This is a genomic window from Solidesulfovibrio sp. C21, from assembly GCF_047785625.1.
In the GTDB taxonomy this organism is placed as follows: Bacteria; Desulfobacterota; Desulfovibrionia; order Desulfovibrionales; family Desulfovibrionaceae; genus Solidesulfovibrio.
In genome coordinates, this window is sequence record NZ_JBLODY010000013.1 from 37,967 (window position 1) to 56,799 (window position 18,833).

Sequence of the window (18,833 nt, forward strand, 5' to 3'; positions counted from 1 at the left end):
TTTCTTATGGAATCCAGAACCCTTTCGTTGCTGGAGTTTCCTAAGGTTTTGGAACGGCTGGCCGCTTTGGCCGTTTCCGAGCCGGCGGCGGCTGCCTGCCGGGAAATTTCCCCCATTGCCGATCCCAAGGTCCTGGCCGACGAACAGCGAAAGCTGGCCGAGGCCGTGGAGTTGCGTCGCGACGCCGCGTTCACCTTCACGCCCTTTCCCGACATCGAGGCGATTTTCCCCATCCTCGAAAGCGAACGCCGCGCCCTGGAACTCGACGCCCTGGTTGCCCTTAGCCATGTGCTGGGGCAGGTGGCCGCCCTGCGCGAGGCGCTCGGCAAGGGCGAACCCGGGAGTTCGCTGTTGCGCGATGTCGTGGCCGGCACGCCCTGGGCGCAAAAGACCCAGGCCGCCCTGGCCCGCTGTCTGGCCCCGGATGGAAGCCTGCGCGACGAATCCTCACCCGAGCTTTTTTCCGTACGCCAGGAAATTCGCGCCATCCATCAGACCATCATGACCCGGGTCAAGGAGTTCGTGGGCGAAAAGGAGATGGGGCCTTTTTTGCAAGACGATTACGTCACCATCTCCTCGGACCGCTATGTCCTGCCACTCAAGGCCAACTTCAAGGGCCGCGTCCAGGGCATCATCCACGACTATTCCCAGACCGGCGAAACCGTTTACATCGAGCCGTTTTTTCTGGTCGAGACCAACAACCGCCTCCAGGAGCTCAAAAACGAGGAGCGCGAGGCCGAAGCCCGCGTCATGGCCTTTTTGACCGGCTTGGCCCGGGACGAGCGGCGCGGGGTGGCCGCCGCCTACCGCCTGCTCGTGGCCTGCGACGTCCTGTGGGCCAAGGCCGCCCTGGCCGATCGCCTCGGCGGAACGCTGCCCGAAGTGGGACAGGGCCGCCCGGTGCATCTGCTGGCCGCCCGCCATCCGTTGCTGGTCCTGGCCGATGGGGACGGGGCCAAGACGCGGGTCATGCCCCAGGACTTGGTCCTGGGCGAGGACCAGCGGGGGCTCATCGTCACCGGGGCCAACGCCGGCGGCAAGACGGTGTGCCTCAAGACCCTGGGTGTGCTCGCCGTCATGGCTCTTTCCGCGCTGCCCGTTTCGGCCGGGGAGGGCAGCCGATTGCCGTTTTTCCACAAGGTGTTCGTTTTTCTCGGCGACGAGCAGAGCCTGGAGGACCATCTTTCCACCTTCACGGCCCAGATACGTCACCTCTCCCGCGTCTGGCCGGATATCGACGCGGACACCCTTGTGCTCCTCGACGAATTCGGCGCGGGCACGGACCCCTCGCAAGGCGCGGCCCTGGCCCAGTCCGTGGTCGACGGCCTGCTCGACAAGGGGGCCTATCTGGCCGCGGCCACGCACTTTCCGGCGCTCAAGGCCTACGGCCTGTCCCGGCCCGGCGTGCGCGCCGCCTGCATGCTTTTCGACCCGGCCACCAAGAAACCCGTCTACCGCCTGGCCTACGATCAGGTCGGCGCGTCCATCGCCCTGGACGTGGCCCGGGAGCACGGGCTGCCCGAGGAAATCCTGGAGCGGGCCAGTCGGTATCTTCTTTTGGATGGCAGCGACGCCGGGCAGGTGTTTGATCGGCTCAACGACCTGGCCCTGCGGCGTGAGCGGGAACTCGAGGCAATTGCGGCCAAACGGCGCGAGGATGAAGGGCGGGTGGCGAAGCTCAAGGAGAACTTGAAGAAAGCCCAGGATACCCTGGTCGAGGAGATTCGCGACCTCTCCCGCGAGATCGCCCGCCGCCACGAGGCCGGCCGCATCGGACGCAAGGAAGCGCAGAAGGCCCTTGCCGATGCGAGAAAAAGACTTATTGAACATGGTACTGCCATAACCGGTCGGCAGGAGCCCGAAGAGGCCCCTGCCAAGGCTCTCGATCTGGCCGCCCTTGCGCCTGGAGATTCCGTGCGCATTATCAGTTGGGACAAGACGGCCGTGGTTCGGGAAAAGGATATGCGACGCCAGGCGGCCAAGGTCGATGTGGGCGGCGTGAGCCTGTGGGTGCCGGTTGCGGATATGGCGCTTGCCGATGCCCCGGCCGCCAAACCGGGCGGCGTGACGGTCGCCATTGCCCCGCGCGACACAACGGCGGTTTCCGGGCTGGGACTCGTGCTCGACCTTCGCGGCATGCGCGCCGACGCGGCCGAAAGCGAACTGGCCATGTTTCTCGACGCGGCGCTTTTGCGGGGACACGGTGAGCTCGAGATCATCCACGGCAAGGGCACCGGAGCCCTGCGGCGCGAAGTGCATAGGTTACTCAAGGAACATCCCCAGGTCGCGTCGTTCGCCCTGGCCCCCGAGGACCGCGGCGGCGACGGCATGACCATGGTGACATTGAAATAGGCAGGTAGAGAGCCTCCGGCGGCCAGGGGGAAACTTTTTGGAAAAAGTTTCCCCCTGGACCCCTTTCAAAAACTTTTTTCCGGGGAGCATGTGCCTCCTGAGGTATGAAAGGGGAACAAATTTTTATTTTCACACTGCTGGAAGCGTGCTGGCGGCTTGTTTGGAATATGGCGTCGCAACCGAAGGTCGTAATGACCAAACTTTCGTCCCTCCTTGTACTCCCGGTAAAAGTTTTTTCGGGAAGGGGGCGCGGGGGAAACCCCTTTTTTTCAAAAAAGGGGTTTCCCCCGCACGCGTCTCACCCGTGAAACACGACGCAAGCGTGGTAGCCGCGGTCAAGGCCAGGGCCAACATTGCCGAGGTTGTCGGACGCTATGTGACGTTGCGTCCGGTGGGCGGCCGGTTGGTCGGGGCGTGTCCGTTCCATCAGGAGACCAAGGGCTCGTTCAACGTGCACCCGGACAAGGGATTTTTCCATTGTTTCGGCTGTCAGGCGTCGGGCGACGTCATTGATTTTTATTGCCGCATAAACGGCCTGGAGTTCCGCGAGGGACTGGAGCGACTGGCGGCGGAAGTGGGTGTGGACATCGGCCGGGTCAAAAGCGACCCGCGCGCGGCCAAGCGCAAGCAGGAGCGCGACACCTGCCTGGCCATGCACGAGCTGGCCGATCGCTACTTCCGGCATACGCTTACGCGGCCCGAAGGCGCACCCGCCCGGGAATATCTGGCCAGGCGGCAGGTGAGTCCGGAGATGATCGAACGTTTCGCCCTGGGCGTGAGCCCGACGGGCTGGCAAGGCCTTTGCGACGTGCTGCGCCGGCGCGGCTTTTCCGAGGATGCGGGCGTGCTGGCCGGGCTTTTGAGCATGGGCAAAAACGGTCGCGTCTGGGACCGGTTTCGCGACAGGCTCATGTTTCCCATCCGCGACGGCGGCGGACGGGTGATCGCCTTTGGCGGGCGCATCATGGGTGATGGCGATCCAAAATATTTAAACAGCGCCGAAACGCCTATCTACACCAAGGGACAGCATCTTTACGGATTGTTCGAGGCCCGGCCGCATATGGCCAAATCGCGGCGGGCGCTTTTGACCGAGGGCTACCTGGACGTCATCACCCTGCACCAGTTCGGCTACGGCGAGGCCTGCGGGGTGCTCGGCACGGCGCTGACCCCGGAGCAGACCAAGCGGTTGTCCGGGTTCGCCTCGCAAGTGGATCTTGTTTTCGATGGCGACCCTCCGGGGCGCAAGGCGGCGCTTCGCGCGGCGCAGATGTTCTTGACCCTTGGCGGAGCCTGCCGGGTGGTGCCGCTGCCCGACGGCGAGGATGTGGACAGTTTGCTTCACGCCAGGGGCCGCGACGGATTCGAGGAGTGGCTGGCCCGGGCCGAGGACGGGTTGACGTTTTGCGTGCGCGTGGTGCGCGACACCTACGCGCCCAAGGATATGGCCGCCTGGGCGGTTGCATTTTTAACGGGCCTTGGCGACGAGGCGTTGCGGGCGGTTTTCATCCCCCGGGTGTCTGCGGGGCTGGGGCTGGCCGAAATAGAGTTGCGTCGGTTCCTGGGCGAAGCCGTCTCCCGGCCCAGGCGCCAGTCAGGCCTGATGGCGGTCAAGCGGCGGCAGGCGTTGGAAATGTCCGCGCGCGACGCCCAGATGCTGTCGTTTGCCGTACGCCGTCCCGATTATCTGGAGACGCTGTCGGGCCAGGGCATGGCCGAGGCGCTGTCCACGGATGCGGCCCGGGATTTTTTCGCCAGACTGCTCGGGGGCGGCCCCGACGAGTTGGCCACGCGTCTGGACACGGCCCAGACGGCGTTTTGGACCAATGCGCAGTTGGAGCCGGCTATGACTGACGAGGAGGCTGCGTCATTTTACCAGGATATTTGCGTTTTTCTCCACGAGTGCAGGGAAGGCGACCGGCGGCGCGCCATGATGGACGCCCTGCGCCGGGCGCAGGAACAGGGAGCGCACGCGGAAGTCTTGCGGCTTTTAGGGGAACTACAGGCCCTTTCCGGGAGGGGAGATGAGTAATCTCAAGGAAATCCAGCAGATCAAGAGCCTTATCGTCAAAGGCAAACAGAAAGGCTTTCTCACCTTTGAAGAAGTCAACAAGGCTCTGCCGTCCGAGGTCATCAATCCCGAGCAGCTCGAAGAGGTTATCGCCATCTTCGACCAGCTCGACATCAACCTCGTGGACACTGACAAGGACGGGCATAAGGTCGAGGCGTCCAGCGCCGAGCCGGAGGATGCGCCTGACGCCGATCTGGAGCTGACCGAAAGCGAGGACACCCTCGATTATTCCTCGCGCAGTACCGACCCCGTGCGCATGTATTTGCGCGAGATGGGGGCCGTGCCGCTGCTCGACCGCGAGGGCGAGGTGGTCATCGCCAAAAAGATCGAAAACGGCGAGATGGACGTGCTCTACGCCCTGGTCGAAGTGCCGGTGGCCGTGGAAGAGCTTATCCAGGTGGGCGAGGACCTCAAAATCGGCCGCATCAAGCTGAAAGACGTGGTCAAGACCATCGAGGAGGACGATCCTTCCGAGGACGAGATGAACCAGCGCCAGCGGGTCATCTTTCTGCTCGACGAGGTCAAGGCGTCTTTCCGTAAGAAGCGCAAGATCTACAGCAAGCTCGATCAATGCGCCTGTCTGGATCGCCGTGTGTACGGCATCCAGAAGGAAATCATGGTGTTCAAGGAAGAGATCGTGGTGCGGCTGCGCGACATCAAGCTCGAAAAGACGCTTATAGACCGCATCATCGAGATCGTCGGGGACTATGTGCGGCAGATGCACAACTGCCAGCGCGACCTGTCGGCCTACATCCTGTCGGTCGGCAAGTCCCAGTCGGAAATCCAGGAGCTTTTCGCCCAGCTCGACGCCCGGGAGGTCAACCCGGTGGTCGCGGCCGAAGCGCTCGGGCTCACGGTTGAGGAGCTTTTTTCCTTCAAGGAAATGCTCACGGCCAAGATGGAGATTCTCGATCGGTTGCAGGATAAGTGCTGCCATCATGTCCACGACCTGGAAGAAGTGCTGTGGCGCATCAAGCGGGGCAACACCGCGGCCCAGCGGGCCAAGCAGGAGCTGATTCGGGCCAACCTGCGCCTGGTCGTGTCCATCGCCAAGAAATACACCAACCGCGGCCTGCAATTCCTCGACCTTATCCAGGAAGGCAACATCGGCCTTATGAAGGCCGTGGACAAGTTCGAGTACCAGCGCGGCTACAAGTTCTCGACCTACGCCACCTGGTGGATTCGGCAGGCGATCACCCGCGCCATCGCCGATCAGGCCCGCACCATCCGTATTCCGGTGCACATGATCGAGACGATCAACAAGCTTATTCGCACCTCGCGCTATCTGGTCCAGGAGCTGGGCCGCGATCCGACTCCGGAGGAGATCGCCGAGCGCATGGACTACCCGTTGGATAAGGTCAAAAAGGTGCTCAAGATCGCCAAGGAGCCGATTTCCCTGGAGACGCCCATCGGCGACGAAGAGGATTCGAGCCTGGGCGATTTCATCGAGGACAAAAAGGCCCTGGCTCCGGCCGAGGAAGTGGTCAACACTAAGCTCGGCGAGCAGATCGGCAAGGTGCTTTCCGACCTGACCCCGCGCGAGGAGCAGGTGCTCAGAAAACGCTTCGGTCTCGGCGAGAAGTCCGACCACACCCTCGAGGAAGTGGGCAAGCTTTTCAACGTCACTCGCGAGCGCATCCGCCAAATCGAGGCCAAGGCCCTGCGCAAACTGCGCCACCCGGTGCGCAGCCAGCATCTGCGGTCCTATTACGAAGGCTAAGGCGTCATCCTTTGCGCACTGTTGGGCAGGTTCCTCGGAGCCTGCCCTTTTTTTGTGCAAGTCGGGAAGAACGTGCTGTTGGCCTGGGACAATTGACACGGGAAAACCCGTTTGAGAAAAGTGGTCGGCGATCACAGAGTCGGAGAGCTTGGCCGGCGCGGTGGCCAATGCGTCATTCTCGGCTGCACGGAGCTCCCCGTGCTGTTGTCCGCATCGTCCCTGCCGCTTTTAAGCAGCAGCCTCGTGCACAGTCTCTACGCCGTCAATTGGGCCCTGGACGGGGAGGGACGGCAAGCCTGAGTCACTGCGCGCCGGTGCCCGAGACACAAAAGACGGCCGGAAGTCGCCCCCGGCCGTCCGTGTCCCATCGTCATCGCCATAGGCCTATTCGTCGACGGTATCCGCGAATCCCTCGATTTCCTTGTGCTTCTTCCAAGATATTTCCAGGGAGAACTTCTCCTTGTCCTTTTTCTGGGAAGCCTTCATCTCCACGTTGACCAGCACCGACGGAGAAAGCATCAGGCTTTCATCCCCGGCGGCCAGGGTGACCTTGCCGCACTGCATGTCCGCGACCAGCTTTTCCAGGTTGGCGATGACCTCGGAAAGCTGCATCACCCCTTCGATCTTGATTTTGTTTTTCTCTTTTTCCATGACGCGCTCCTTTGGCTTGCGTTGCTAGCCGATAATCTCGAATTCGACGCTTTTGCCCCGTTTGAGCAGAATCGAACCGTCACGTTTGATCACGAACAGCAGAAGCGGGCGCAAGGCTTCCATTTCCAGGGAAACATCCGGAAGAGAGCGCCCGAAAAACAGGCCGTTGTCGTAGATACGCAGGCTGTGGCGGCCGTTGCCGATGGTGCGCAGCCGCACGGACACGGCCGGGACCGGGCCGCACTTGTCGCCCGGTTTGCGTCTGGCCGCTGCCGGCTGCTCCAGGGGATTGACGAGCAGTTGCAGAACATGGCTGAAATAGAAAAGTTTTTCGACCGGAAGGGCGGAAGTGTCCGGGTCCGCTTCCACATCGGTCAGGAGACCGCCGGCCGGGGCCAATCCTTCGAGCACTCCGCGTAAAAAGACTTCGGCCGGGTGCGGATGCGGCCCGTCGGCCGGAGCCCAAAGGTGCAATGATTCGGGCGAAACTGCCCTGGGGGCCGGTTCGATGACCGGCGCGCTTTGGGGAATCGGCTGGACCGCTTCGGTCGTCGGGACCGTCTCGACGAGAGGTTCCGGCGTGGGCGCTTCCGGCACATCCTCGGCCGTGGCGGCGGCGACCAGTGGTTCGACCTCCGGCATGCTCTGCGGGATGGGCGGGATGGGTTCGGCTGCCGGTGCGGGGCCGGCAACGGTTTCCGGCATCGGCGCATCGATCTGGGCCTTGGGTTCGACCACCGGCATGCTCTGCGGGATGGGCGGGATGGGTTCGGCTGCCGGTGCCGTCTTTTGGGGCGCAGCCCCGGCCTTGGTCGGCCTGGGTATGGCGGATTTCTTGGGAGCAGCCTTTTTCGCCGTGGTTTTCGTCGCGGCTTTGGCCGTTTTCTTGGTCTCGGGTTGGGATACGCCGCTTAAGGGGTCACGGCCGAGTCGGGAGCGGGCGGTCATTTTGCACCTCGTTTCGCCGTCCTGGCCGGTTCGCCCGTGCGCCGGGCGAGTTCCCGACAGACGGCGGCAAAATCCCGGGCGCCGGCGCTGGTTGGCGCGTAGCGGAAGATATCCTGGCCGTGGCTTGGCGCTTCGGCCAGGGACACGTTTTCACGAATGGGCGTCTCGAAGGGAAGATCCGGAAAATGTCCGGCCACGACGCGCCTGACCTCGCGGTGCAGGCGTTTGCGCGCCGAAAATCGGTTGAGCACGATGCCGAGCACCGACGGGCCGCCGGATGTTTCGGCCGACGCCAGTTCGGACAGGGTGCCCATGAGCCAGGCCAAGCTTTGCATGGACAGGTAATCGGGCGTCATAGGCACGATCACCCGCGTGGCCGCGCCGAGCACCTGCCTTGTCAGCGGCCCCAGGTGGGGCGGACAGTCGAAAAGGACGACGTCGCTGTCGGACAGGTCCGCCATGGCCGTGGCCAGGAGGGTATCCGGCGCTTCGCGCCTGGAAAGTTCGGTCTCCACCGTGGCCAATCGGGCGGCGGACGGCAGCACGCGCAGGCCCTCGGCCTCGATCAGGCACCGGGAGACCGGGACGTCGCCCTCGAGTACGGCGGTCAGCCCCCCGTCCCCGGGATCGCCCAGCCCCAGGGATGCGGTCAGGTGGGCCTGGGGATCGGCGTCCACCACAACAACACGCCAGCCCGCGCGACAAAGCCCGGCCGCCAGATTCACGGCGCAGGTCGTCTTGCCCACGCCGCCCTTATGGTTGCAGCAGGCGATGCGCAACGCGCCGGGTTCCAGTGCGTCCATTCTCCAAACATGCCTGTGTTGTGTTACGATTTGAAGACAATGGTCGGAAATGCTACACGTTTTCCTGGCGATCCTCTGTCGCCGGATCGTAACCCTTCCGTAAAGCGGGCGGACCGGGCCACCGGGTATGAAGCCATGCCGCCGGTTGTTGCAGTACGACAGCCGTGCCCAACCGGTCGACAAAAGGAGCATCATGCCCATACTGCGCGTTTTGCGATGGCGGGGAAGGCCGCGACAGGTCGTCATGCAGATCACGAATCGGTGCAACGCACGCTGCGCCCAATGCGGCATGCGCGTGACGGCCGGCGGCGAGCGCGGCGACATGGACCCGGATACGGCCAAGCGCATCATCGACCGCTGCGCCGCCCTTGGCGTGGCCGCCTTGTCCTTTACCGGCGGCGAACCCTTTCTGACCGGATCGACGCTTTTTGACCTGCTCGACTACGCCGGCCGGGCCGGCATCACCTATCTGCGCACCGGCACCAACGGTTATCAGTTCGGGGGGCCCGACGCGCCCGGGTTCACCGACCGGGTCACGCGTCTGGCCGAGAATCTGGCCCAAACCCCGGTGCGCAATTTTTGGATCAGCCTCGACTCCGCCGATCCCGCCACCCACGAGGCCAACCGGGGCCATGCCGGCATGGTGGAAGGGGTTGCCAAAGCGCTGCCCATCTTCCATGCCCACGGCCTGTTTCCCACGGCCAATGTGGCGCTCAACCGCTTCATGGGCGGGCCGCGGCCCTTAAGCGGCGAAGGCGAAGCGCTCTACCGCGCCGCCTGCGCCCAGATTGGGCATTTTTTCGAAAAAGCCGCCGTCCTTGGCTTCACCATGGCCAATTGCTGCTACCCCATGAGCGATTCGGATCGGGAAAAGGGAGCCCAGGCCGTGTATGCGGCTACGGCTTCCGATGTGCGGGTGACGTTTTCCAACACCGAAAAATACGAACTTTTCCGGGCGCTGCGCGACACTGTGCCGCGCCACCGAAGCGACTTGCGGATTTTCACGCCACTCTGCGCGGTCCACGCCCTGGTCCGGCAATACGGCCAACCATCCAAGCCGCCCCGTCCCTGCCTCGGCGGGGTGAGCTTCTTCTACGTGGACCGACATGGCGACTGTTTCCCCTGCGGCTACCGGGCCGGGGAGAACATGGGGCCGTTCTGGAAACTCTCCGAGGAAAAACTTGGCGGCGAGCCGCAGTGCCGGGCCTGCGACTGGGAATGCTTCCGCGACCCAAGCGAACTGCTCGGGCCGCTCGGCGACCTCACGACCTTCCCCTCGGGCTGGCTGCGACTCCTCAAAGCCGACCGCCGCCAACTCCTGCTCTGGCTCAAGGATCTGCGCTACTTCGCCGCCTGCGGTCAGTTTGATGGGAGAAGAGAGTGGAAGCAGGGAGGAAGTGGAGGGAGGTGAAGACAGTGCGAGAGGGGAAACCCTTTGAAAAGGGTTCTCCCCTCTCGCGCTCTCCCCTTCCTAAACTTCTCAATAGCTAAAGTTTCGACCGTTACAATCCAATTCGAGTGGAAGTCTTTGGAAAGGGGGTCCGGGGGGAGAACCTTTCTTCAGAAAGGTTTCCCCCCGGCATCCTTCTCAAAATTCTTCTCTCCCTTTTGCAATATCAAACGCAGGACGCCGTGTGGGGGGATGGGGGCGGAGGGGGCGAGGGGCTGTTTGTGGAGGATGGAGGCGGACACGTTCTCGCTGAAAGGGAAGCGTGAGGCGTCGAGGACGCGCCATTTTCCCGGGAAGTGCCTGGCCAGGTCCCAGCCGACCAGGGTCGGTTCGCAGGGCTTGGGCGCCGGGCTGATCTCGCAGGCGACCAAAATGTGGCCGCCTGGGCACACGACGCGCGCCATCTCGGCTGTGGCTTTGGCCAGATCGTCCACGTGGTCCAGGGAATTGATCGAGGTCACCACGTCGAACGAGGCGTCGGGGAAGGAGATACTCTCCACGAAATCCGGCGTGTATTCCATCTGTTGCGGCGCTCGTTCGAGAAATCCGTAGGCCTCGGCCAGGGGATCGAGTCCGACGCGCTGGCTGGCGTTTCCCGCCCATTCCAGGGACCCGCAGGGGCCGCAGCCGATATCGAGCAGGCGCTTGCCGTCGTAAAAGGCCTTCTCCAGGCCGAAAAGCGAGGTGAAAAACGCCTCGTAATGCGCGTTCGGTAAAAATCCTTTTTCGGCCAGCTCTTTTTTCCAGAACATGTATTCGTGGACGTACTTGGCGATGGGATTTTTGTAGGCGCCTTGTCGCGTCATGTCCGAGTGCTCCTTGGGGGCATATCGGCCCTGGCCGGCCGTCTATCGTCTCCGGTTCCTGGCTGTTGTTGGAAAAGCCGGCTGATGCCGCGAAGATAGGCGCGTCCTGCCACAGGGTCAACGCCGTCTCGTGGGTGAGAGGCAAGCAAGCGCCTCCTGTTGTTCGTTCTGCCTGGCGGGGCGGCGGGGGACGACAAAAAAAGCGCGCCAAAGTCGCTGGCAGACGACTCTGGCGCGCGATGCGTGAGGAGTGCCTGGGAAAAAGCTAGGCCGCGAAAACCATGCGCTGGGGCTTTTCGGGTTTGACGGCGGGTTCTTCCATAATGGTCGGCGTGCTGTCCGTGTACATGTCCCAATAGGCTTCGAAGGCCTTTTCGATGGTGCGTTCCTCGGCATAGCTCCGGCCGGCCCGGCCCATGGCCCGCATGAGTTCCTGGTCGGCCAACATGCCCTCGATGGCGGCCAGCAGCGCCGCGACATCCCCTGCCGGCACCACCACCCCGGTTTCGCCGGGCAGAATGTTTTCCATGGGGCCGCCCTGGTTGGTGACGATGATCGGCAGGCCCGAGGCTTGCGCCTCCAGCACCACGTTACCGAAGGTGTCGGTGGCGCTCGGGAAGACGAACAGGTCGCAGGTGGCGAAAAGAGCGGAAAGCTCCTCGCCCTCGCGATAGCCGGTAAACGTGGTCGGTGTGCCGGCAAGGGATTCGCGCAGGTCTTCGAGGTAGGGACCGTCGCCGACCACGGTCAGGGTGGCGTCGGGGTGCCTGACGCACAGTTCCGTAAAGGCCTGGGCCAGCAGGTGCAGGTCCTTTTCCCGGGAAACCCGGCCGGCGTAGAGCAGGCGCACCCCGTCGCCCATGTTGTATTTCGCGGCCACCTCCCGGGAACGCTTGCCGGGATGGAAGCGGGAAACGTCCACTCCGCGCGGGAAAAGTCGCAACTTGGCCGGATCGAGCCCCTTTTCCTCAAGTTCGCGGCCGGTGTCGCGGGAAGGAATGTAAACCAGATCCATCTGGTTGTAATACCAGATGATGAATTTCCAAGTCAGGTCTTCCATGGCCTCGTCGCCGGTCAGTATCTGGGCGTACTGGGGCAGGGCCGTGTGGTAGGTGCCGTAGATGGGCAGGCGCAACGTCTTGGCGATGCACAGCGCGGCCAGGCCGATGGGGCCGGGCGTGGCTGAATGGATGCGGGTGAATCCCCCGGCGTAGACGTAGTGGAGCATTTCCAGAAGCGGCGGATAGAAGAGCTTTTGGTCCGGATATTCCTCGAACTGATAGACGCCGATGGGCTTGAAGTTTTGTACCCCCGGCTCGAACACGCGCTGGCCGTGGTCGCAGGTGATGATGGAAAGCCCCTTGCCGGTGCGGATGGCCAGTTCCGCTTGCTGGCGCAAAGTGCCGGAAACGCCGTTTATTTCGTGGAAGGTGTCGGTGAAGTGGGCCACCTTGATGTCATGCCCATGGCCGTTTGGGCTGGTCAGAGCCTTGCGCGCCTCGCTGCTAAACTGGCGCTCCTTGGTGAAGATGGAATAGGCCACAAAGTAAGGGGCGAGCATGGTGTAAAGGGCCCCGGCCGACCCCAGGGTGCCGAAGATGTCGAACACGTTGGCCCCGCTAACATGGTCGAGCAGGGTGCGAGCAAAATGGGAGGCCACCCGGTTGGTGGCCCGGTTGACGAAGGAGAACCAGCCGGTTTCCAGATTTTCGCCGTTTAAGACGCCCGCCTGGGCGAATTCCATGAGCATGGGGTCGGAGCGGATAAGCGATTCGGTCTCGGCGCGTATGAGATCTTTGAGCGGCGTGTTGGCGCGCGGGCGGCGGCGGGTCAGCGTGCGGACGAGGCGCGTGCGCAGCTTGAAGGCCAGCCCGGCGCTGCCCTGGTGTTCCGGCTCCAGGAAGCGGTCGATGACCTTGAGCGTCACGTCCTTGTCCAGGAAGCGGTCGATGCTGAAGCGGTGTTTGTAGAATTGGTAGGCGATGCTGTAGAGGGTGCGGGCCATGGTGCGCGGAGTGGAAGAGACGCCGAGCGCCCGGGAGGCGCCGTTTTCCATGCCGGAAAGGAATTCCTGGAGATTGGTCGCCCCTTCCACCTGGGTGTGGGTGCAGGCGATATACAGCGCGCTGTGGTCGTCGGAACCGCCGATGAGGTTCTTGCGCCAGGGCTGTTCGTAGCCGGGATCGATCTTGTATCTTTCCGCCAGCCGCCAGATGGTCTCTTCACCGAGGGAGGGGATGATCTCGCGCAGGCAATCGTTTTGCCAGGCGTCGCGCGCGCCGTTGATTTCGAAATTACGAAACAGCAGCAGCATCTTTTCGAAATTGGGCACCGTGATCCGGTCGTTGACCCCAAAAAGCGGGTGGGCCACGGCGTGGTGGAGCTTTTCCCGGCGCAGGTAATCGACCAGATCGTAGATGTTTTCCCGGATCCGCTGCAACTCGCGGTGGATGGCTTCGTTGATGTCGTAGACCAGCACGTGGACCTTGCATCGATCCTCGGGGAAATACGAGGTCACCTCTTCGCTGATGAAGGTGTCCGGCAGATGGGCGATGGAAAGGGCCCCTTCGATGCGGTTGTGGTCGGAGATGGTGACCAGCCCCATGCCCTTGCGCTTGGCTTCCTCATAGATGCGCATCGGCTCGGTGAAGCTCTCGGGGCAGTTGAGCTTTTGCAGCACCCATTGGGAGGGCCTGGTGGAATACTTGGAGTGCACGTGCATATCGATTTTCATGGTCTCTCCTTCGGCGAAGGCTGGCGGTGCGGCCGGGGGACGCCGGAAGGATGAGGCTTGGCGTCAGGCGGCTTTTGGGCCTTCTATCCCTGCCCCTGTTGCGGTCGGATTGCGTTTGGCCGCACTTTTGTTGACGCAACTGGCGGTATTGTCACGCAAACGTCGCTTGTTTCTACCGCAGCGGCCAAGCATGTTACGGGACATGGTTGCCAAACAGTCTGTTCCTTCGTCCGGACAGCCGGAGGACCCCGGTCAAGACGGGCTCTTGCGGCAGGGCAGGGACGTGCTGCGCGCCCTGGGCGAGCGGCGGCTGGCTCGCGAGTTTTGCCGTCGGGCCGGCAGCGCGTCGGATCGTGAGGCGCTCATTGCGGCGTTTTTGGACTGCATCGTCAGACGCCGGAGACGCCGGGACCGATAAGCGCCGGACTTCGCGGCAACGCGCCAGAGCTTTCACCGTGCCGCAGTGGCGTCACTTTCGGGATTTGCAGGCTTTCAAAGTGGTTACATCTGGTCGAACGTGATTTGTCACGGGTTCGCCACGTCTTCATGGCGCGATCGTCATGGGGGTTTGCCACAGCAACGGCCAGCAAGACGGCAGATTTGCCGCCGCTTGCGTCAGGCAAAGAAGGCGATATGAAACACGACCTCAAGATGGCCGCCGTCAACCTCGATTTCTACTACGGAAAATTCAAGGCACTGGATGGCATCAACCTCGAAATCCCGGGAAACCGGGTCACGGCGCTGATCGGCCCGTCCGGGTGCGGCAAGTCCACGTTCCTGCGCTGTCTCAACCGCATGAACGACCTGATTCCGGGAGCGCGCACCACGGGCGACGTGCTCCTCGACGGAGTCAGGATCAACACGCCCCAGCTCGATGTGGTGGAGCTGCGGCGCAAGGTGGGCATGGTCTTTCAAAAACCCAACCCCTTCCCGAAAAGCGTCTTTGAAAACGTGGCCTACGGCCTGCGGGTGGGGGGCGTGCGCGACAAGGACTATATCTCCAGCCGGGTGGAAAAGAGCCTGATCGCCGCCGGGCTTTTCGACGAGGTGAAGGATCGGCTGCACGATTCGGCCCTGGGTCTTTCCGGCGGCCAGCAGCAGCGGCTGTGCATCGCCCGCACCGTGGCCCTGGAGCCGGAAGTGGTGCTCATGGACGAACCGGCCTCGGCCCTCGACCCCATCGCCACGCAGAAGATCGAGGAGCTTATCGCTGTCCTCAAGCGCAGTTATACCATCGTCATCGTCACCCACAGCATGCAGCAGGCGGCGCGCGTCTCGGACCGTACCGCCTTTTTCTTCATGGGCCGGCTGGTGGAGGACGGCCCCACCGAGGACGTCTTCACAAGGCCCGCCAATCAGCAGACCGAGGATTACGTGACCGGACGCTTTGGCTAGTGCCGTGTTCGCCGAATGTGCGTAGACGAGTTTCGATCGCAACACCTAAAAAGACGCAACGATGGGCCCGAAACCGGGCGCGGGAGACACAATGGAAACCAGAGCACATTTTCACGCCGAATTGGATGCCCTCAAGGGACGCGTCATCGCGCTCTTCGAACTGGTCGAGGCATCCAGGCAGGGGGCCACGGATGCCGCTTTGCGCCACGACACGGGCGTGGCTCGCACGGTCATCGACGGCGACCGGGAAATCAACCAGGCGACCTGCGACATCGACGAGGCCTGCCTGCACATGCTGGCCCTGGAGCAGCCGGTGGCCCTGGACCTGCGCCGCATTGTCGGCTACGCCCGGGCAGTCATCAATCTGGAGCGGCTGGCCGACGAGGCCGTGGTGGTGGCCGAAGGGGCGCTGACGGGCGCCGGCCTTCCCGGGGACTGCGACACGGCCCTGGAGGCGCTGGCCAACCATACCGCCCACATGTTTCGGTTGGCGACCAAGGCCTTTGTCGATGACAATATCGACGACGCCCTGGAAGTCTGCCATATTGAGGAGAAAGGCCGGGAACTGGTCATCACGGCCATGCGCACCATTACCGAAGCGCTTTCCGAGTGCCACGCCGCGCCCGATGCCTCGGTGCGCGCCATCCTGGCCGCCCGCTGCTTCGAGCGGATGTGCGGCTATGCCGCCAACCTCGCGGAGACGGTCGTTTTCATTCTCAAGGGGGCCACGCTGAGCCAGCAGTGCCAGCCCCGCTAACGCTCGATTGCGGGCCTTTGGAGAACGCATGGGGGCCAGTGGAGTCACCTGCCGCGGCATTGTCGCGGCCTATCAGCGGGACATGATGCCGACCCTCGCGCTCGGTTTGCGTCTTGCCGACACGCGCGTCGCGGTGCGCTCGAATTCCTGCGAGCTCATGGACGCCCTGACCGCCCATTACCAGGATTTCCTCGACGAGGCCGGCAATCCCGACATCGTGGTCACGGCCCTGGACGGCGGCCCGGTGCCGAGTGTCCTGCCTTTCGCCTCGCGGGAAGGGCTGGGCGAGGATGCCAAGGAAGAATACGTCGACCTGCCGGACGGCCGCGTGGTGCGCAAGCGCCGCACGGGCTTGTGGCTGGTGTTCGGCCAGAGCGGACACTACGTGCTCGGCCCCTGCCGGCAAAACGTCGACCAGGTCGTCAATGCCGTCAACGCCCGTTGCGGGGACAGGGAACTGCGCGCCGGGGCCTTGCTCTTCCATGCCGCCGGCGTGTGCCTGGGCGGGGCAGGGATTACCCTGTCCGGTTTCGCCGGGGCCGGGAAATCCACGCTGGCCCTGGAAATCATGCGTCACGGCGCTTCGTTCGTCTCCAACGACCGGGTGCTTATAGGCCCCGGTGCCGACGGCCTGACCATGACCGGCATCGCCCGCATGCCCCGCATCAATCCGGGCACGCTGCTTAATAACGAAGCCTTGGCCCCGGTTTTGACCGAAGCGGAGCGGGCGGCCTACGCCGGGCTTTCCCCCGACGCGTTGTGGCGCGTCGAGCGTAAATACGACGTGCGCATCCGCGACTGTTTCGGCCCTGGCCGGTTTCGGCTTCGGTCCGGGCTTCGGGCGCTGGTGGTCCTCGGCTGGCGGCGCGGCGGCGGCGACATGCGCGCGCGTTGGACGGATGTCGACGCTTCTCCGGAACTGCTGCCGGCCTTCATGAAGGATGTGGGCGTGTTTTTCGAGGAGGGGCCGCGTCCCGCCACGCAAGACGCCTATCGCGCCCTGCTGGGAGCCTGCCCGGTGCTGGTCATCGGCGGCGGTGTGGATTTCCAGCGGGCCGCCGCCTTGTGCCTGGACGTGCTGGGGCCGCTTGCCGTCCCAGCCTCCGGGCCGGTTGCCGCACCCTGTTGTGTCTGAAGGTTTGGCGCGCCCGTCCTACGACGTCATCAATCCGTTCCCCATTCGGGACAGAGGAATGCCTGTGGCTGACTCGAAATCCTTTCCGCGCGTGAACATCTCCCGTTCCGTCAATCTGCCCGACCTGTCCAAGGCGGCGCTCTACCGCCGCGCCCCGGAACTGGGGCCCAAGATACTCTTTTTCAGCGGCGGCACGGCGCTGCGGCATTTAAGCGAAACGCTCATCGAATACACCTCCAATTCCATCCACCTGATCACGCCCTTCGACTCCGGCGGCTCCTCGGCCGTGCTGCGCAAGGCCTTCCACATGCCGGCCGTGGGCGACCTGCGAAACCGCATCATGGCCCTGGCCGACCGTTCCATCACCGGCAATCCGGCCGTGTTCGAGCTTTTCGCCTACCGCCTGCCCAAGGATGCCTCCCAGGAAGAGCTGGCGGCGCGGCTCGGCAAGATGCTCACCGGCGACGATCCGCTCGTGCGCCACATTCCCGATCCCATGCGCAAGATCATCCGCACGCATCTGCGCTTTTTCGAGCAGAAACGGACCGATAGCTTCGACCTGCGCGGGGCCAGCATCGGCAACTGCATCCTGACCGGCGGCTATTTCAACTACAACCGCATGCTCGACCCGGTCATCTACCTGTTCATGAAGCTGGTCGAGGCGCGCGGCGTGGTGCGGCCCATCGTCAACTGCGACCTGCATCTGGCCTGCCAGCTGGAAAACGGCCGTGTGCTCCTGGGCCAGCACCTCATGACCGGCAAGGAAACCGCGCCCATCGATGCGCCCATCGCGCGGCAATGGCTGGTGGCGAACCTCAGCGACCCGACGCCGGCCACGGTGCGCATCCGGGAAAAAACCGAAGTCCTCATCCGTCAGGCCGACGTGATCTGCTACCCGTACGGCAGCTTCTATTCGAGCCTGCTCGCCAACCTGCTCCCCCAGGGCGTGGGGGATGCCGTGGCCGCGACCCACTGCCCCAAGGTCTACATCCCCAACCTCGGCCACGACCCGGAACAGCGCGGCATGACCGTGGCCGGGCAGGTGGAGCGGCTTTTGGAAACGCTTCGCGCCGGCTGCACCAAGCCCTGCCGGACCGAGGACCTGCTGCGGTTCGTGCTGGTGGACAGTAAAAAAGGCCGTTACGAAAATCCGCTGGACCTCGCCGCCATCCGCAAGCTCGGCGTCGAGGTGGTGGATGTGGCCATGGCCCGGGAGGACGAACCGGGCAAGGCCGACAGCCGTCGGGTGTGCGAATTGCTGCTGTCCTTGGCGTGATGGGGGAAGAAAATGCGAGAGGGGAAACCCTTTAAAAAGGATTCTCCCCTCCCGCGCGCTCCCATTCCTAATTTTTCAATAGGTTTTAACGCGTTAGCGTGCCACAGCATCCCGTAGGAGAAGAGGGGCGTTTTATTTGGACGCTGCCCGGGTGCGTACGAAAGCGGCCAGATCCCTGTCCTCGGTGGTGATGTGGTGGAGAAACCAGTCCAGCAGGAAGGCCAGGATCTCGTCGAGCATCTGGTCCGTTACCATGCCGAATTCCTTTTCGATTTCAAAAAAGACGACATGATTGGCGAACAGCTCGTGACTTTCCCGATGGCGGTCTATACCGGGATAGCCGGTATCCCGCATCAGCTCGGTTTCCAGTACGAAATGACTGTTTAAATAGTCGTGCAAAAATCGTAACGTCTCGGCGGCGAGTTGCGCTTTACCGCCCCCCCGCTTGGCGGCCAGTTCATTGATCAACCGGATGATTTCCTGGTGTTGCGCGTCGATTTTCTCGAGTCCGACGGCCAGGGCCGTGTCCCATGCGATCATGTGTAGCTCCGTGTGGTGGACTGGCGGTATGGTATCGGGCCGCCCGATGGCGAAATCCCATAGCTTAGCCTTGTCGCCGGGGAAGCGTTTCAAGTCAAGATCCTCGTCCGCCATGACGTTTTTGACACGGCAAGACCGTTTCGTTTTGCGCTGGGGGCGTGTATTGGGGAGCGCCCGGCGCGATTGTTTTTCCCGGCC

General features: G+C 63.2%; 15 protein-coding genes. 9 read left to right on the plus strand and 6 right to left on the minus strand.

All coding sequences use genetic code 11. The features are described from left to right. Nucleotides 1–6 precede the first annotated feature (6 nt). The 4 genes from ACMZ6R_RS06500 to ACMZ6R_RS06515 all read left to right on the plus strand — a co-directional run bounded on the left by ACMZ6R_RS06500 (nucleotide 7) and on the right by ACMZ6R_RS06515 (nucleotide 6,440). The gene (locus ACMZ6R_RS06500; protein WP_416110085.1) at nucleotides 7–2,352 is read left to right on the plus strand and encodes an endonuclease MutS2; all 2,346 of its coding nucleotides are present in this window, start codon (nucleotides 7–9) and stop codon (nucleotides 2,350–2,352) included. Between the two features lie 304 nt (nucleotides 2,353–2,656). After that, complete coding sequence (gene dnaG / locus ACMZ6R_RS06505) at nucleotides 2,657–4,381, plus strand: DNA primase (protein WP_416110087.1); 1,725 nt, start codon at nucleotides 2,657–2,659, stop codon at nucleotides 4,379–4,381. Further along, nucleotides 4,374–6,140, plus strand: a complete 1,767-nt coding sequence (rpoD, locus tag ACMZ6R_RS06510; protein WP_416110089.1) for an RNA polymerase sigma factor RpoD — start codon at nucleotides 4,374–4,376, stop codon at nucleotides 6,138–6,140. Before dnaG ends, rpoD begins: the two co-directional genes overlap by 8 nt. A gap of 111 nt (nucleotides 6,141–6,251) precedes the next feature. After that, on the plus strand, nucleotides 6,252–6,440 hold the full coding sequence (locus ACMZ6R_RS06515) for a hypothetical protein (protein ID WP_416110091.1): 189 nt from the start codon (nucleotides 6,252–6,254) through the stop codon (nucleotides 6,438–6,440). Between the two features lie 84 nt (nucleotides 6,441–6,524). On the opposite strand, the gene ACMZ6R_RS06520 is transcribed toward ACMZ6R_RS06515, so the two are convergent. From ACMZ6R_RS06520 to ACMZ6R_RS06530, 3 genes are read right to left on the minus strand one after another with little or no spacing between them, the layout of a single operon-like run. Further along, on the minus strand, nucleotides 6,525–6,791 hold the full coding sequence (locus tag ACMZ6R_RS06520; RefSeq protein WP_416110093.1) for an amphi-Trp domain-containing protein: 267 nt from the start codon (nucleotides 6,789–6,791) through the stop codon (nucleotides 6,525–6,527). A gap of 24 nt (nucleotides 6,792–6,815) precedes the next feature. Beyond that, nucleotides 6,816–7,739, minus strand: coding sequence for a hypothetical protein (locus tag ACMZ6R_RS06525; protein WP_416110095.1), 924 nt, complete (start codon nucleotides 7,737–7,739; stop codon nucleotides 6,816–6,818). Beyond that, nucleotides 7,736–8,542, minus strand: a complete 807-nt coding sequence (locus tag ACMZ6R_RS06530) for a ParA family protein (RefSeq protein WP_416110097.1) — start codon at nucleotides 8,540–8,542, stop codon at nucleotides 7,736–7,738. Before ACMZ6R_RS06530 ends, ACMZ6R_RS06525 begins: the two co-directional genes overlap by 4 nt. Nucleotides 8,543–8,786: 244 nt before the next feature. On the opposite strand from ACMZ6R_RS06530, the gene ACMZ6R_RS06535 reads away from it, so the two are divergent. After that, complete coding sequence (locus ACMZ6R_RS06535; RefSeq protein ID WP_416110099.1) at nucleotides 8,787–9,953, plus strand: radical SAM protein; 1,167 nt, start codon at nucleotides 8,787–8,789, stop codon at nucleotides 9,951–9,953. A 149-nt stretch (nucleotides 9,954–10,102) separates the two neighbouring features. Here the strand turns inward: ACMZ6R_RS06535 and ACMZ6R_RS06540 are convergent, their stop codons facing one another. Further along, on the minus strand, nucleotides 10,103–10,798 hold the full coding sequence (locus ACMZ6R_RS06540; protein WP_416110101.1) for a class I SAM-dependent methyltransferase: 696 nt from the start codon (nucleotides 10,796–10,798) through the stop codon (nucleotides 10,103–10,105). 265 nt (nucleotides 10,799–11,063) lie between these two features. Then, entirely contained in the window at nucleotides 11,064–13,532 is a 2,469-nt protein-coding gene (locus tag ACMZ6R_RS06545; RefSeq protein ID WP_416110103.1) for a glycosyltransferase, read from the minus strand. Nucleotides 13,533–14,165: 633 nt separating this feature from the next. Between ACMZ6R_RS06545 and pstB the strand changes: the two genes are divergently transcribed. From pstB to ACMZ6R_RS06565, 4 genes are all read left to right on the plus strand, one after another. Continuing rightward, complete coding sequence (gene pstB / locus ACMZ6R_RS06550) at nucleotides 14,166–14,927, plus strand: phosphate ABC transporter ATP-binding protein PstB (RefSeq protein WP_416110105.1); 762 nt, start codon at nucleotides 14,166–14,168, stop codon at nucleotides 14,925–14,927. 91 nt (nucleotides 14,928–15,018) lie between these two features. Then, nucleotides 15,019–15,684, plus strand: coding sequence for a phosphate signaling complex protein PhoU (gene phoU / locus ACMZ6R_RS06555; RefSeq protein ID WP_416110107.1), 666 nt, complete (start codon nucleotides 15,019–15,021; stop codon nucleotides 15,682–15,684). A gap of 28 nt (nucleotides 15,685–15,712) precedes the next feature. Further along, nucleotides 15,713–16,819 (plus strand): HprK-related kinase B, encoded by a 1,107-nt coding sequence (locus ACMZ6R_RS06560; protein ID WP_416110109.1) that lies wholly within the window; start codon nucleotides 15,713–15,715, stop codon nucleotides 16,817–16,819. Between the two features lie 58 nt (nucleotides 16,820–16,877). Beyond that, on the plus strand, nucleotides 16,878–18,095 hold the full coding sequence (locus tag ACMZ6R_RS06565) for a GAK system CofD-like protein (protein ID WP_416110111.1): 1,218 nt from the start codon (nucleotides 16,878–16,880) through the stop codon (nucleotides 18,093–18,095). Between the two features lie 132 nt (nucleotides 18,096–18,227). Here ACMZ6R_RS06565 and ACMZ6R_RS06570 read toward each other — a convergent pair whose 3' ends face one another. Continuing rightward, complete coding sequence (locus tag ACMZ6R_RS06570) at nucleotides 18,228–18,635, minus strand: bacteriohemerythrin (RefSeq protein WP_416110112.1); 408 nt, start codon at nucleotides 18,633–18,635, stop codon at nucleotides 18,228–18,230. Nucleotides 18,636–18,833 lie beyond the last annotated feature (198 nt).